Origin of the sequence: Xanthomonas nasturtii (assembly GCF_001660815.1) — a bacterium.
Lineage (GTDB): Bacteria > Pseudomonadota > Gammaproteobacteria > Xanthomonadales > Xanthomonadaceae > Xanthomonas > Xanthomonas nasturtii.
Genome location: NZ_LYMI01000002.1, coordinates 76,388 through 90,423 on the forward strand (window position 1 = coordinate 76,388; position 14,036 = coordinate 90,423).

Below are 14,036 nucleotides of genomic sequence, written 5' to 3' on the forward strand. Positions count from 1 at the left end.
TGGTTATTCCGGAAGCTGCATCCACTCGATGCAGCTCAATTCGAAATTGAACAATCGTGATCTGCTCTCTTAACTAGTAGAAGTGGACCTGATACAACGCCTGGCAGATCTTCAGTACAGCAAAGGTAGATCCGACGTGCATTGTCGACACCCTCGGCAGTAAACGCAGTTGAGTAGTGCTTAATGGTTGAACGGAACGTTTTCAGGCCGTTTTTGGCCTGTCCACTTACCTTGCTTACTAGCATCTGGGCAAATCGACTGGTATTGGGCGAGAGCGGCAATCGCTGTCGGTGTCCATGCCTGAAGACAGACTGGGCCCGCGCAGCAGGGCGACAGGCTCGGTACAAGGCAATAGCCAGGAGTCGCTACCCACGACCCGCTGATAGGATCGATAGGCAGCCAATTTTTATCGTTATCTTTGCAGCCTTGCGTGCAGAACACGAAAGGATCGTTGTCGCGGCAGACGAGCGGTTGGTAAGTGCCCTTGGCTTGAACTTCAGCTTGCCCAATAAAAAATAACGCCAATATCCATATCAAGTTCTTCATCACTAATCCTTATGTTGAGGAGGTCAGTAAGGCGTTCGATAGAAAACGATGAATCGCAATGTGCGCTTTCGGGCGTCGTAGCGCATCGATTTGTCTGTAACCTAGCGCGTGACTGATGCAAACCGCTTTGTTCAGTAAGAGTACTGTATCCGGTTTGGGGTTTCATCAGGCATGGGCGCGACACAACATTGCACTTGACAATGCGTTAGTGCTAGTCCTGCTAACAACAAGCTCCATCGTGGATAGCTGAATTAGTATCTCTCCACGATCAAGATATTTCGACGATGGAGACGTGTCTATTACTGCCCCTGCCCCTGTGACCGCGTTGCATCTGCTGCACCCTTAGGCACCCAGATCGCCATCCCGGCCGCGCGCTTCTGCGTGGTCGGGATGCCGATGCCCAGGCCACCACCGACGCGTCCGCCGTAGCTGCCGCCGCCCACCGACAAGCCGCCGCCGGAGCGTTCCGAGCCTACGCCGACGATGACCACGCCGTTTGCGCCGAGCTTGGCGGCTTCGCGCTTGAGGCGTTGCACGGCGGCATCGGTCTGGCCCTGGGTGCCGAAGCCGGCGGCGCTGGTGGATTCGAGCTGGGCGATCTCCACCGAGCCGACCGGGGCGTTGGCATACACCTGCACCTGCGCCGGGTCGATCGGCGCGCGCGCCTGGCCCAGCATGACCTTGGAACTGCTGGCGCAGCCGGCCAGCAGCAATGCCAGCGTGGCGCCGATGACGATGTGCTTGTTCATGATGGTGCCCCCCGTTGAACGACAGTGCTCGCGATAATCCGGTGCCCGAACTGAAGAGTGGCTAACAAGACGGTGCGAGCAGTCGTGTTGCTGGCCGTTTGAAGTGCGCCGGACGTTGGCGCACCGTAGCCATGCCGATGTGAGGCTGCCGCCAAGCCGCCATTGGTCATGATGACCACTCGCCCACGGCGTGAAGACGGGTGCGCCGGTAAGCTCGTGCTTTCTTCAAGGCGAGGTGGCACGTGGGATTGATCAGTCTGTTATGGGGCATCGTGGCGCTGCTGTGGATGGTGCTGGCCTTCATCCCGCTGCTGGGCTGGGGCAACTGGTTCCTGATTCCGTTCGCAGCGGTGGGCGCGCTGATCGCCGCGATCGCGCTGTTGTTTACCTCGGCCGGCAACCGCGGCCGCGCCAAGACCGGCCTGCTGCTCAACGGCCTGGTGATCGTGGTCGGGGTGATCCGCCTGAGCCTGGGGGGCGGGGTGATCTAGCCGTTGCAGCGCTGCGACGCTGCGTCACAGCGCGTCCTGCGCGGGATGGCGGGCGTAAACTGATGCGCTGTCTCCAGGAGCCTTGTCATGGCCCACCCGCACTATCGCCCCCGCCGCATGCGCCACGATGTGTTTTCGCGTCGGCTGATGCGCGAAAACACGCTGACCACCGATGACCTGATCTGGCCGGTGTTCGTCCACGAGTTGCCCGGCCGCGCGCCGATTGCCTCGATGCCGGGGGTGGAGCGGCTGTCGCTGGACGAGTTGCTGCGTGAGGCAGAAAACGCGCTGGAACTGGGCATCCCGGTGATCGATCTGTTCCCGGTCATCGACCCGGCCGGCAAGAGCCTGGATGCGGCCGAAGCCTGGAACCCGGACGGTCTGGCGCAGCGCGCGGTGCGGGCGCTCAAGTCGCGCTTCCCGGAGCTGGGCGTCATGACCGACGTGGCGCTGGACCCGTACACCACCCACGGCCAGGACGGCATCATCGATGACAAGGGCTATGTGCTCAACGAGATCACCGTCGAGGCGCTGGTCAAGCAATCGCTGTCGCATGCGCAGGCCGGTGTGGACATCATTTCGCCCTCGGACATGATGGATGGCCGCATCGGTGCGATCCGCCGCGCGCTCGATGCCGAGAACCATCTCAACGTGCGCATCATGGCGTATTCGGCCAAGTACGCCTCGGCGTTCTATGGCCCGTTCCGCGATGCGGTGGGCAGCGCGGGCAATCTGGGCAAGGCCGACAAGACCACCTATCAGATGGATCCGGCCAACGGCGACGAGGCGTTGCGCGAGATCGCGCTGGATCTGGAAGAGGGCGCGGACATGGTGATGGTCAAGCCGGGCATGCCGTACCTGGACGTGGTGCGCCGGGTGAAGGACGAATTCCGCGTGCCGACCTTCGCGTATCAGGTCAGTGGCGAGTACGCGATGTTGAAGGCCGCCAGCGCCAACGGCTGGCTGGACGAGCGCAGCTGCGTGCTCGAAGCGTTGATGGCGTTCAAGCGTGCCGGCGCCGATGGCGTGCTGACCTATTTCGCGCCGCAGGTGGCGCGCTGGTTGCGCGAAGGTTGAGTGCGTCTGTCGGCGTTGCTTTGTAGGTGTTGTCATCGCGTCCTCCCAGGCATGCGGACGCACTTGCGTCTGATGCAGGAAGGGGAATTTGATCGTTTTGCCGGGTTCGTTTCCGCACGTAGGTAATGAACGACCAAAGGCTACCTGCACTGCAGTGGCGTGACCTCGTTTCTTCGATCAGTCACTGGCCAAGCCGACAGATCACCCGCCAAGGCGCGCAAGCTGACAAGGCAGATGCGTGGTCCTGATACAGAAGCGTCGTGCTCGGCCAGGTTTGCCTGAGGCAACGCAATTGCGACCGATCCCTCACGAAACTGCGATAACGATTCTCATCTACAATGGCGAGCCCTGCTGCTTCAGGTTGTTCGCGCGTGCTCAAGACGGTTCTGTTCCAACTGCACTGGCTGCTTGGCATCACCGCCGGGCTGGTGCTGTCGGTGATGGGATTGACCGGCGCATTGATGTCCTTCGAAAACGAGATCGTGCGCGTGGCCAACCCGGCCATCACGCAACTGGCGCAGCGGCACGCGGCAGGCGAACGGCCCTTGCCGGTGGATGTGCTGCTGCAACGGCTCGATCTGGCGCCGACCGATGCGGGGCAGAAGCAGGCGGTGACGCGCATATTGATCGACCCCACCGGCGCCCGCCCGTCCAACGCACGCCTGGCCGGCAAGGGTGGTGGCCGGGTGTACTTCGACCCCTACACGGGCGAGAACGTCGCGCCGCCGCGGCTGAGCGCTGCGTTTGCCTTCATCGAAGACCTGCACCGCAATCTCACCGCCGGCAAGCGCGGGCAGGCGGTCACCGGCGCGAGCGCCTTGATCCTGCTGTTCTTCTGCGCGTCGGGGCTGTATCTGCGTTGGCCGCGACGGTGGTGGAGCCCGCGCACCTGGTGGGTGGTGGAATGGCGGCGGCAGGGGCGCAGTTTTCTGTGGAGCCTGCACGCGGTGTTCGGCACCTGGTGCCTGCTGGTGTATCTGCTGGTCGCACTGACCGGCCTGACCTGGTCCTACACCTGGTACCGCGACGGCATGGCGGCCGTGCTCGGTGGCGAGCCCGTGGTGCGCGACGACCGGCGCGACCGGCGTCCGGCAACGGTGGATTTTGCGCGCGTGCAACGCACCCTGGATGGCATCCCGGCCACGCATCACGCCGCGCTGGATCTGCGGATTCCCGCCCGTGCCGGGCAGGCCTTGAATGTGCGGTTTCTGCCCGATCACGCGGATCACGACCGCGCCTTGAACGCCCTGGACATCGATGCCGCCAGCGGCGCCGTGCTGCGCAGGCAGGACTACGCGGCAAGGCCGCGCGGGCAGCAGCTGATGGTCAGCATGTTTGCGCTGCATTCGGGCAGTTTCTTCGGGCTGCCGGGGCGCATCGTGGTGATGCTGGCCAGCCTCGGCATGTCGGTGTTTTTCGTTACCGGCTGGATGCTGTATCTGGATCGGCGCCGCAAGAAACGCGAGCTGCGTGCCGCACGCGTGCTGCTGCAAGGCGCGGCGCCGGCCTCGCAGGCTGCGCCATGGTTGATCGCCTTCGCCAGCCAGAGCGGGTTTGCCGCGCGATTGGCGTGGCAAGCCGCCGGGCACCTGCAGGCAGCCGGCTTGCCGGTGCAGGTGCGTTCGCTGGCGCAGCTGGACGCGCAGGAGCTGCAACGTACCCGGCATGCGCTGTTCGTGATCAGCACCTTCGGCGACGGCGAGCCACCGGATGCGGCACGCGGCTTCGAGCGCGAACTGCTGCGGCAACGCGTTGAATTACCGCAACTGGCCTACGCGGTGCTGGCGCTGGGCGACCGTCAGTACGCCCAGTTCTGCGGGTTCTCGCGGCGTATCGAACAGTGGCTGGATGCGCAGGGCGCGCGCGCGCTGTTTCCTGCGGTGGAAATGGACAACGTCGATCCGCAGGCGCTGGCGCAATGGCATGCGCAGCTGGGCCAGATTGCCGGTGCGCCGGTGAGCGCTGCGCCACTGGCGCGGCCCACGCTGAGCGAGTGGACGTTGTCCTCGCGCATGCATCTGAACCCGGGTAGCGAAGGCGCGCCGATCTGGCGCATCGATCTGCAGCCGCCTGCCGAGTCACGCTGGCAGGCCGGCGATATCCTCGAAGTGCAGCCGGCGCACGCCGCAGCGCAGGTGCGTGCCTGTCTGGCTGCATGGGAGTTATCGCCCGATGCACTGGTGCACGTGGATGCGCAGTTGCTGCCGCTGCAGCAGGCCGCGGCCGAGCGCGTGCTGCCGGAGCCGCCCGCACTGCCACCGGCCCATCGTCCGGATCCGCAGACCTGGCTGGATGCCTGCGCCTGGTTGCCCACCCGCGACTATTCGTTGGCCAGCGTGCCGGCCGACGGTACCGCGATGGCGGTCGTGCGGCTGACTGCGCGCGCCGATGGCAGCCCCGGCCTGGGCTCGGGTTGGCTGATCTGCCATGCGGCCATCGGTACGTCGGTGCGCGCACGTTTGCGTACCAATCCCGGGTTTCATCGCGTCGAAAAAACGCCGCTGGTGTTGATCGGCAACGGCACCGGCATTGCCGGCTTGCGCGCACTGCTACGCGAGGCCGAGCTGGCTGGCGTGCATGGGCATTGGTTGTTGTTCGGCGAACGGCATGCCGCGCACGACCGTCTGTTCGCCGACGAGTTGCAGGCCTGGCAGGCGAGTGGACATCTGCAGCAACTGGAGTGGGTGTTCTCGCGCGATCAACCGCATAAGCGCTACGTGCAACATCAGTTGCGCGAAGCCGGCGACACGCTGCGGCATTGGATCGACCGCGGCGCAGTGATTTACGTCTGCGGCAGTCTGGACAGCATGGCGCGCGAAGTCGACGCAACCTTGCGAGAACTCCTGGGTGATACGCGGCTGGAAGCGTTGACCGCGGCGGGCCGTTATCGGCGCGATGTGTATTGAGTGCGGTGACGACTGCTGTATCTGCGCCTCATATCGGCTAGCAAGCAAGGTGAGTGAGCGCTAAGCGCTTGCGCAAGCGCAGGATCGGGGCGTACGAATGGCACGCCAATGCCGAGCGTTGGCCGCTTGCCTTTTGCATGGCATCCGCGCGCGGTCCGTTGAAGTTATCTTGGTGATGCAATCAAACGCCTGGTCGGTCGAGTGCGCGATGCCCTCACCGCTTGCGGGACACGCCGTGAATCCGTCCCTGGAGGCTCGGTGGCGGCATCCATGCCGCCAGCGGTCCCGCAATCGGTGAGGGCATCGCACCAGACAGTTGGCTGGTGGTTTATTGAAGAACGAATCAACGCACCAGACAGTTGGCTGGCTGTTTTATGGAAAGCTCTGCGCAACGACCAACTTGACTGGTCCTTGCCCGCCCACCGTCGCGGGACCTTGAGACGCATGGATGCGGCGCCAGAGCTAGAGGAACGTACTTGCAGCGTGTCCCGCGATGGTGAGTGGGGAAGGGCCCTGCAACCAGGTTGCACATGCTGGTCAGCAGCCTGCATCCACCTCAACGGCAGCTCGCATCGCCACTCGCCGCCGGTGCCTTCATCCGGTAGATATCCAGTTGCCCGGCACGCGGCGCGCGGGCGCTGCCGGTCACCAGTAATTCGCCAGGCTTTGCCGCATCCACCACTGCGCCGAAGGTGCGCTCCTGCGGCCCGTTGAACGACAGCGGCAACGCCTGGCCCTGGGCGAAATGCCCGTCCTTGCAGGCGGCTACCAGCAGCTGGCTGGGGCCATCGGTTGTTCCGCGCGCCCACACCAGTGTGCGCCCGTCGCCGAGCCAGGCTGGGTCCAGTTCGTCGGCGGCGCTGTTGATGTCGACCAAGGCCACCGGCGCAATAAAGGCCTGCCCATTCCAGTGCGCCACGAATAGATCCATGCCGCCGGCGCCGCCATGCCCGTTGCTGGCGAACAGCAAACGCGTGCCGTCCAGCGATAGCGTCGGCGCGCGCTCATTGCCGTCGCTGTTGATCGCCGTCCCCAACGATTGCACCGCACCCACTGCGCCTTGCGCATCCACTGGCGCGCGGTACAGGTCGCTGCCGCCCGCCCCGCCGGGCCGGTTGGAGGCGAACAGCAGCCAGCGGCCGTCGGCACTGAACAATGGGGTGGTCTCGTCCTGCGCGGTATTGACCGGCAGCGGTTGCGCGTCCTGCCAGCGCCCGCCGCGCAGCTGTGCCCGCCACAGATCCCAGCCGCCTGCGCCACCGGCGCGGTCGCTGGCCCAGACGATGCGCTGGCCATCCGGGCTGAGCGTGGCGCGCGCCTCGTTGGCCGGCGTGGAGACCACGCCCATGCCCTCGATGCCGAATTCGGCAAGCCCCGAAGCAGACGGGACGCAGAGTAAACTTGCCGCCAGCGTGAGCAGCGTCCATCGAGATTGCATGCGGTGTTCCTGCCTTCAGATCGCGCACAGTCTAGTCAACCAGAGAGCGTTTCATGCCCGTATCCCGTTATGCCGTGTTCGGTCACCCCGTCGTCCATTCGCTGTCGCCGGCCATCCACGCCGACTTCGGGAAGCAGACCGGCATTGCGCTGGACTACACCGCCATCGACGCACCGCCGGAAGAGTTCACCGCCGCGCTGGAACGCTTTGCCGGTGACGGCGGCAAGGGCGCCAACGTCACCCTGCCGTTGAAGGAAGCGGCCTGCGCGCTGGCCAGCAGCCTGAGCGACCGTGCGCGCCTGGCCGGAGCGGTCAATACGCTGGTGCGTAACGATGGCCAGTGGCAGGGCGACAACACCGATGGCATCGGCCTGGTCCGCGATCTCACCGATCGGCATGGCCTGGATCTGCGCGGTCGCCGCGTGCTGCTGCTGGGCGCCGGCGGTGCTGCGCGCGGCGTGGCGCCGGCACTGCTGGAGGCAGGCATCACCGAAATGGTGGTGGTGAACCGTTCGCCCGAGCGCGCCGATGCGTTGTGCGACGCGCTGGGCGAACCCGGGCGCGTGGTGTCGCGTTACATCGAAGACCTGCGTGATCTGGGCGACTTCGAACTGATCGTCAATGCCACCGCTGCCGGCCGCGACCGCGACGCCGGTGCGTTCGCGATGCCGCTGGGTCTGGTCAACAGCCTCACTGCCGCGGTTGACCTCAACTATGGCGCCACCGCCATCGCGTTCCTGGCCTGGGCGCGTGCGGCGCAGTGCCGGTACGCCATCGACGGGCTGGGCATGCTGGTGGAGCAGGCCGCCGAGAGCTTCGCGCTATGGCATGGCGTGCGCCCGGACACCGACCCGGTCTACGCCGCGCTACGCGCGCGCGAGGCCGTGCTGATCAGTGCCGACTGAGGTGGGCAGCGTCTCCGCCACCGATATCCTGCTGACCCTGGTCACCAGTCTGCTGTCGCGCGTGCCGATGCTGATCGCGTTGCTGCTCGGGCTGGTGCTGCTGTGGCGCGCGCCACACACCGCGTTGCGGCGCGCCGGGCTGGCTGCGCTCTGGTTGCTGCTGGGCTGCCTGTTTGCCGAGGTCGCCTTCCAGGCCATTCCGATGCTGTTGCTGCAGCAAGGCAACGTGCGTCAGATCAGCATGGTGGTCAGCATCGCCCACTTCGTATTGATGGCCATGCAAGGCGTGGGCATCGGCGTGCTGGTGTGGACGCTGGCAGGCAGCCTGCAACGGGTGCCGCCTACCGCTGGCCCGCGCCCATGATTCCGCTCTAGGCCATCGCGCTGGTGGTGGGGCTGCTCAGTGCCGGGCAGGGCGGGTGGACGCTGCTGCATCCGCAGGCGCTGGCGGCGGTCAATCGCGGCGGCCTGCTGTACGACCGCTTCGGGCCGAATGGCGTGGGCGTCGGCATGCTGCTGATGGGCCTGGCAATGGCGGCCATTGGCCGGGTGTGGGCGCGCCATGCGTGGCCGCCGCGGACACAAGGCCGCTGACATTGGAAGTGACGCTGCCTGCTCGTCAGGCAGCGCGGTTGCTTGGTGAGCCATTCAACCCGCGATTACCCGGGGCCGAGCGTGCCGCCAATGCTTGCCTGCGATGAGCGGATCCGAAACATGCGGCTGGCCGTGCAGCGTTCGCACCCGGCATCAGGTTGGCAGCACCGCCGACTCAGGCAGGCAAACGCGTTCAGCCGTTCGCCACGCCGGTCGCAGGCACTGCGCCGGTCCGTGCGAAAATAGCCCGATGAGTGAAGTTGCCCCACCGGCCGCGCCGTCGGCGCCCGTTCCCACCCAGCGAGTTCTGACCGACCCGATCAAGGCCGGCATCCGCGACGCCTACGCCAAGTTGCAGGCCAATACGGCGGGCTTTGCTACGCGGCGCGCGCAGAGCCAGATGATCGGCCTGGTCTCGCGCGCGCTGGCCACCTCCGGCGGCATCGGCATCGCCGAGGCGCCTACCGGCGTGGGCAAGAGTCTGGGCTATCTCACCGCCGGCGTGCCGATCGCGTTGGCCACCAAGAAAAAGCTGGTCATCAGCACCGGCACCGTGGCGTTGCAATCGCAGCTGGTAGAGCGCGATATCCCGGCCTTCCTCAAGGCCACGGGGCTGGAAGCCACCGTGGCGCTGGCCAAGGGCCGTACCCGTTATCTGTGCACCCGCAACGCCGCCGAGCTGGAAGGCGACACCAGCCAGAACGCCATGTTCGAAGACGAACAGGTGCTCTACGACCGCCCGCTCAGCCCGGTGGATGCCGATCTGGCCAAACGGCTGGCCAAGGCTTACGCCGCGCGCACCTGGAACGGCGACCTGGACGACGCGCCCGAGCAGGTCTCGGTGTCGTTGCGCATGCGCATCACCACGCCGGCCTCCGGCTGTGCGGGCCGCCGTTGCAGTTATGCCGCGCAGTGCCCGGTGCTCAAGGCGCGTACCGACGTGCGCGAAGCGCAGATCGTGGTCACCAACCATGCCTTGCTGCTGTCCTCCTTTTCGCTGGGCGATGCCGAAAACGGCCAGCCGTTGATCGCGCCACCGTCGGACATGCTGCTGGTGCTCGACGAAGGCCACCATATCGCCGGTGTGGCCATCGACCAGGGCGCAGCCAATCTGCCGCTGGACGAAATGGCCAAGCGCACCGGCCGCATGCAGATCCTCATCGCCGCCGCCTATCGCGCGGTGGACAAGGACAAGCTCGGCAACCTGTTGCCCAATGAAGCCATCGAGGTGGCGGCGCGGGTATCCAAATTGCTCAAGGCCTTCCATGCCGAAGTCGAGCGCGTGTGGAAGCCCGAGCCCGGCGAGCGCGATCCGTTGTGGCGCGCGGCCAACGGCAAGCTGCCGCCGCAGTGGGGCCCGGCCATCGAAGAGCTCGGCGAAGAAACCCGCGCGCTGTTCAACTGGGTGCATGCCGCGCACAGCGCGATTGCCAAGGGAAAACAGGACGATTCTGCGCGCGAACGTTTGCAGCGCAGCCTGGGCCTGGCGCTGGAAATGGCCGAACAGCAGCACAATCTGTGGAGCGGCTGGCGCCGCGAAGACAAGGAAGGCCAGCCGCCGATGGCGCGCTGGATCACCCTCTCGCGCGATGGCGACCTGATCTGCCATTGCTCGCCGGTCTCGGCTGCGCAGGTGCTGCGCACCATGATCTGGAACGAGGTGGATTCGGTGGTGATGACCTCGGCCACGCTCACCGGTGGCGGCGATTTTCAATCCTTCGCCATCGACAATGGCGTGCCCGAGCACGCCGAAATGGCCTCGCTGGCTTCGCCGTTCGACCTGCCCAATCAGGCGGAATTGATCGTGCCCAATTTTCCGGTCACGCCCGACGACCGCGAGGGGCACCCCAAGGAAGTGGCCAAGTATCTGGTGCGCGAACTGGACTGGAACGCCAAGGGCAGCATCGTGTTGTTCACCTCGCGCTGGAAGATGGAAAAGGTCGCCGACCTGATGCCGCTGGTGCAACGCAACCGCGTGCTGGTGCAGGGCGAAGGCAACAAGTCGCAGCTGATCACCGAACACCTGCGCCGCATCGCTGCCGGCGAAGGCTCGGTGCTGTTCGGCTTGAACTCGTTCGGCGAAGGGTTGGATCTGCCCGGCGAAGCTTGCACCACCGTGGTCATCACCCAGGTGCCGTTCGCCGTGCCCACCGATCCGCAAACCTCCACCTTGAGCGAATGGCTGGAAAGCCGCGGCCATAACGCCTTCAACCTGATCGCCATCCCGCATGCGTTACGCACGCTCACGCAGTTTGCCGGCCGCTTGATTCGCAGCTCCAACGACCATGGCCGCGTAATCATCCTCGACTCGCGCCTGCTTACCCGTCGCTACGGCAAACGCATCATCGATGCCTTGCCGCCATTCAAGCGGGTGATCGGGCGTTGACTATCGTTTGCCACTACGCACGCCACCACTGACGCGTCGCGCATTGCGCGCGCGCTGGTGTGAGCTGACGCAACCGAGACGCGTGGGGCACGCCAATGCGGTTGTCGCGCGATGCACGCCAGCGCCGGAGTGTGCAGCAACAATCACGCGTTGTTAGTCGCTCCGCGCCGGCGCACTGCTAGCATTGATGACCTTACGCACTGCAGCTTTCCGCCAATGCACGCTGCATGCGTGGCAAGAGCCGCATTGCGCGGCGCGCAATGACGACTCGTGAGATGACAGTGCGCACATCCTTGCAGCGCAGCATCCGCTGAGAGTGATCGATCGTCAGGTCATGCAAGACGAAAGCGAATGACGCATGCAGTTGCTTCAAGTTGCGCCTATCTGTAACCCGCTGCGCGCGAGTTTGGCGATGTAAATCACGCAACGCAGTCATCATCATGTTCGCCTATCGCAGCGATCATAACTAACGACTTCCCACGCTTCTGCCTGCTAGCGATGATTCAACTCCCTCAAACGAGCTGACGCCATGCGCCCTGGATCCCTCATGGTGCTAGCCCTGCTAGCCCCGACGTTGATCGCTCCGCCGGTCTTCGCCCAATCCGTTCTGACCCGCGACAATGGCGCCAAGGTCGGCGATAACCAGAACTCGCAAACCGCCGGTGCCAATGGCCCGACGCTGTTGCAGGACGTGCAGCTGATCCAGAAGTTGCAGCGCTTCGATCGCGAGCGCATCCCCGAGCGCGTGGTGCATGCGCGTGGGACCGGCGTCAAAGGCGAGTTCACTGCCACCGCCGATCTGTCCAACCTGACCAAGGCCAAGGTGTTCAGCGCCGGCGAAAAGACCCCGGTGTTCGTGCGCTTCTCGTCCGTGGTCCACGGCAATCACTCGCCGGAAACGCTGCGCGACCCGCATGGGTTTGCGACCAAGTTCTACACCAGCGAAGGCAACTGGGATCTGGTCGGCAACAACTTCCCCACCTTCTTCATCCGCGATGCGATCAAGTTCCCCGACATGGTCCACGCCTTCAAGCCGGACCCGCGCACCAACCTGGACGACGATTCGCGTCGCTTCGATTTCTTCTCGCACGTGCCCGAAAGCACCCGCACCCTGACCCTGCTGTATTCCAATGAAGGCACGCCGGCCGGCTACCGCTTCATGGACGGCAACGGCGTGCACGCTTACAAGCTGGTCAACGCGCAGGGCGAAGTGCATTACGTCAAGTTCCACTGGAAGACGCTGCAGGGCATCAAGAACCTCGATCCCAAGCAGGTCGCCGCGGTGCAGTCCAGGGACTACAGTCACCTGACCAACGATCTGGTCGGTGCGATCAAGAAGGGCGACTACCCGAAGTGGGACCTGTACGTGCAGGTGCTCAAGCCGGAAGACTTGGCCAAGTTCGATTTCGACCCGCTCGATGCCACCAAGATCTGGCCGGACGTGCAGGAGCAGAAGGTCGGCCAGATGGTGTTGAACAAGAACGTCGACAACTTCTTCCAGGAAACCGAGCAGGTGGCGATGGCGCCGGCCAATCTGGTGCCGGGGATCGAGCCGTCTGAAGACCGTCTGCTGCAGGGCCGTATCTTTTCCTATGCCGACACCCAGCTCTATCGCATCGGCACCAATGGCCTGAGCCTGCCGGTCAACCGCCCGCGCGTGGCAGTCAACAACGGCAACCAGGATGGTGAAGCGAACACCGGGCACACCACTAGCGGCGTGAACTACGAGCCGAGCCGTCTGGAGCCGCGTCCGCAGGATACCGCCGCGCGCTACAGCGAGTTGCCGCTGTCGGGCACCACCCAGCAGGCCAAGATCACCCGCGAGCAGAACTTCAAGCAGGCCGGTGAGTTGTATCGCTCCTACAGCAAGAAGGATCGTGCCGATCTTGTGCAAAGTTTTGGCGAGTCGCTGGCCACCACCGACACCGAGAGCAAGCACCTCATCCTGTCGTTCCTGTACAAGGCCGACCCCGAGTACGGTTCCGGTGTAGCCCGCGTTGCCAAGGGCGACCTGGCCCGCGTCAAGCAGCTGGCCTCCAGCCTGCAGGACTGATCCACCCCGACGGCATCGCGGCCACGCCGCGGTGCCGTCCCCGTTTTCAGGAGAGCGATATGCGCACTCTGATGTTGGTTTTGCTGAGCGCGGTGTGTGCGCCGACCCTCGCTGCCTCGCCGTCAGCCCCTGCCGCCGCGTCCACCTCGGTGGCCGCCAATCCCGAACAGGTCAAGCAGCAGTTGCGCGAGTACTTCTTCGATGCCGCGCGCGAAGGCCGCCAGGACATGCTGGCCGAGTTCATCCGCTCGCATTACGACCTCAACACCCGCGACGAGAAGGGTTACACCGCGCTGATCCTGGCCGCGTACCACGGCCAACGCCCGGCAGTGGAACAATTGCTCGGCGCCGGCGCCGACCCCTGCGCGCAGGACAAGCGTGGCAACACCGCGCTGATGGGCGCCATCTTCAAGGGCGAGCTGGGCATCGCCAAGCGCCTGATGCAGGCCGATTGCGCGCCCGACCAGCGCAACAACGCCGGCCAGACCGCTGCGATGTACGCAGCACTGTTCCAGCGCACCGACGTGCTCAAGGACCTGGCTGCCAAGGGCGCGGACCTCAGCCTCAAGGACGGGCAGGGCAACGACGTGACCAAGCTACAACGCGGCGAGTTCGCCACCGCTCCGGCGCGCTGATACGCCGTTTTGTTTGTCGGTCAGGTGCGCGCGTTCCTGGTCTGCCCCCAATCGGACGCAAGGCGACCCACTTCGTTTCGCTTCGGAGTACCCGCGTAAGCAAGGGGGGGCGCATTTCTGGACGAAGGTCGCCGGGCGTCAGACAGTCGCTCAAGCGCTCTTCTTGCGACCTTCCTCAGTTCCGGGCGAAAGAGACCATGCCTGGTTTCTGACCGCTGTGCAGTGCCCGTGTGGGCACGTAACGCATTCCTGCCCG

General features: G+C 64.9%; 12 protein-coding genes. 9 read left to right on the forward strand and 3 right to left on the reverse strand.

The window, feature by feature from the left end; all coding sequences use genetic code 11:
* Positions 1 to 180 precede the first annotated feature (180 nt).
* Positions 181 to 546, reverse strand: coding sequence for a hypothetical protein (locus A7D16_RS20985; RefSeq protein WP_239686920.1), 366 nt, complete (start codon positions 544 to 546; stop codon positions 181 to 183).
* Between the two features lie 299 nt (positions 547 to 845).
* Positions 846 to 1,295, reverse strand: coding sequence for a hypothetical protein (locus A7D16_RS01125; protein WP_064629036.1), 450 nt, complete (start codon positions 1,293 to 1,295; stop codon positions 846 to 848).
* Positions 1,296 to 1,543: 248 nt separating this feature from the next.
* On the opposite strand from A7D16_RS01125, the gene A7D16_RS01130 reads away from it, so the two are divergent.
* The 3 genes from A7D16_RS01130 to A7D16_RS01140 all read left to right on the forward strand — a co-directional run bounded on the left by A7D16_RS01130 (position 1,544) and on the right by A7D16_RS01140 (position 5,769).
* On the forward strand, positions 1,544 to 1,786 hold the full coding sequence (locus A7D16_RS01130; RefSeq protein WP_005989387.1) for a hypothetical protein: 243 nt from the start codon (positions 1,544 to 1,546) through the stop codon (positions 1,784 to 1,786).
* Positions 1,787 to 1,873: 87 nt separating this feature from the next.
* Complete coding sequence (gene hemB, locus A7D16_RS01135; RefSeq protein WP_064629038.1) at positions 1,874 to 2,863, forward strand: porphobilinogen synthase; 990 nt, start codon at positions 1,874 to 1,876, stop codon at positions 2,861 to 2,863.
* A 371-nt stretch (positions 2,864 to 3,234) separates the two neighbouring features.
* Complete coding sequence (locus tag A7D16_RS01140; protein ID WP_064629040.1) at positions 3,235 to 5,769, forward strand: PepSY domain-containing protein; 2,535 nt, start codon at positions 3,235 to 3,237, stop codon at positions 5,767 to 5,769.
* A 556-nt stretch (positions 5,770 to 6,325) separates the two neighbouring features.
* On the opposite strand, the gene A7D16_RS01145 is transcribed toward A7D16_RS01140, so the two are convergent.
* Positions 6,326 to 7,207 (reverse strand): TolB-like translocation protein, encoded by an 882-nt coding sequence (locus tag A7D16_RS01145; protein ID WP_064629042.1) that lies wholly within the window; start codon positions 7,205 to 7,207, stop codon positions 6,326 to 6,328.
* Positions 7,208 to 7,260: 53 nt separating this feature from the next.
* Here A7D16_RS01145 and aroE point away from each other — a divergent pair, with 53 nt between their 5' ends.
* The 6 genes from aroE to A7D16_RS01180 all read left to right on the forward strand — a co-directional run bounded on the left by aroE (position 7,261) and on the right by A7D16_RS01180 (position 13,780).
* Positions 7,261 to 8,112, forward strand: a complete 852-nt coding sequence (gene aroE, locus A7D16_RS01150) for a shikimate dehydrogenase (RefSeq protein WP_064629045.1) — start codon at positions 7,261 to 7,263, stop codon at positions 8,110 to 8,112.
* On the forward strand, positions 8,102 to 8,476 hold the full coding sequence (locus A7D16_RS01155) for a hypothetical protein (RefSeq protein WP_064629047.1): 375 nt from the start codon (positions 8,102 to 8,104) through the stop codon (positions 8,474 to 8,476). Before aroE ends, A7D16_RS01155 begins: the two co-directional genes overlap by 11 nt.
* A 14-nt stretch (positions 8,477 to 8,490) precedes the next feature.
* Entirely contained in the window at positions 8,491 to 8,706 is a 216-nt protein-coding gene (locus A7D16_RS01160; protein ID WP_239686924.1) for a hypothetical protein, read from the forward strand.
* A gap of 250 nt (positions 8,707 to 8,956) precedes the next feature.
* Positions 8,957 to 11,092: an ATP-dependent DNA helicase DinG gene (gene dinG / locus A7D16_RS01165; protein ID WP_064629049.1), complete on the forward strand. Its 2,136-nt coding sequence runs from the start codon at positions 8,957 to 8,959 to the stop codon at positions 11,090 to 11,092.
* 547 nt (positions 11,093 to 11,639) lie between these two features.
* The gene (katB, locus tag A7D16_RS01175) at positions 11,640 to 13,145 is read left to right on the forward strand and encodes a catalase KatB (RefSeq protein WP_193395422.1); all 1,506 of its coding nucleotides are present in this window, start codon (positions 11,640 to 11,642) and stop codon (positions 13,143 to 13,145) included.
* A gap of 59 nt (positions 13,146 to 13,204) precedes the next feature.
* A complete protein-coding gene (locus tag A7D16_RS01180; RefSeq protein WP_064629055.1) occupies positions 13,205 to 13,780 on the forward strand; it encodes an ankyrin repeat domain-containing protein in 576 nt (191 codons plus the stop codon).
* The last annotated feature ends 256 nt before the right edge of the window (positions 13,781 to 14,036 follow it).

Excerpts from the sequence above, each read along its gene's own strand:
- A7D16_RS20985 (WP_239686920.1), bottom strand. The coding sequence starts at position 546 with ATGAAGAACTTGATATGGATATTGGCGTTATTTTTTATTGGGCAAGCT.
- katB (WP_193395422.1), top strand. The coding sequence starts at position 11,640 with ATGGTGCTAGCCCTGCTAGCCCCGACGTTGATCGCTCCGCCGGTCTTC.
- A7D16_RS01145 (WP_064629042.1), bottom strand. The coding sequence starts at position 7,207 with ATGCAATCTCGATGGACGCTGCTCACGCTGGCGGCAAGTTTACTCTGC.
- A7D16_RS01180 (WP_064629055.1), top strand. The coding sequence starts at position 13,205 with ATGCGCACTCTGATGTTGGTTTTGCTGAGCGCGGTGTGTGCGCCGACC.
- aroE (WP_064629045.1), top strand. The coding sequence starts at position 7,261 with ATGCCCGTATCCCGTTATGCCGTGTTCGGTCACCCCGTCGTCCATTCG.
- hemB (WP_064629038.1), top strand. The coding sequence starts at position 1,874 with ATGGCCCACCCGCACTATCGCCCCCGCCGCATGCGCCACGATGTGTTT.
- dinG (WP_064629049.1), top strand. The coding sequence starts at position 8,957 with ATGAGTGAAGTTGCCCCACCGGCCGCGCCGTCGGCGCCCGTTCCCACC.
- A7D16_RS01125 (WP_064629036.1), bottom strand. The coding sequence starts at position 1,295 with ATGAACAAGCACATCGTCATCGGCGCCACGCTGGCATTGCTGCTGGCC.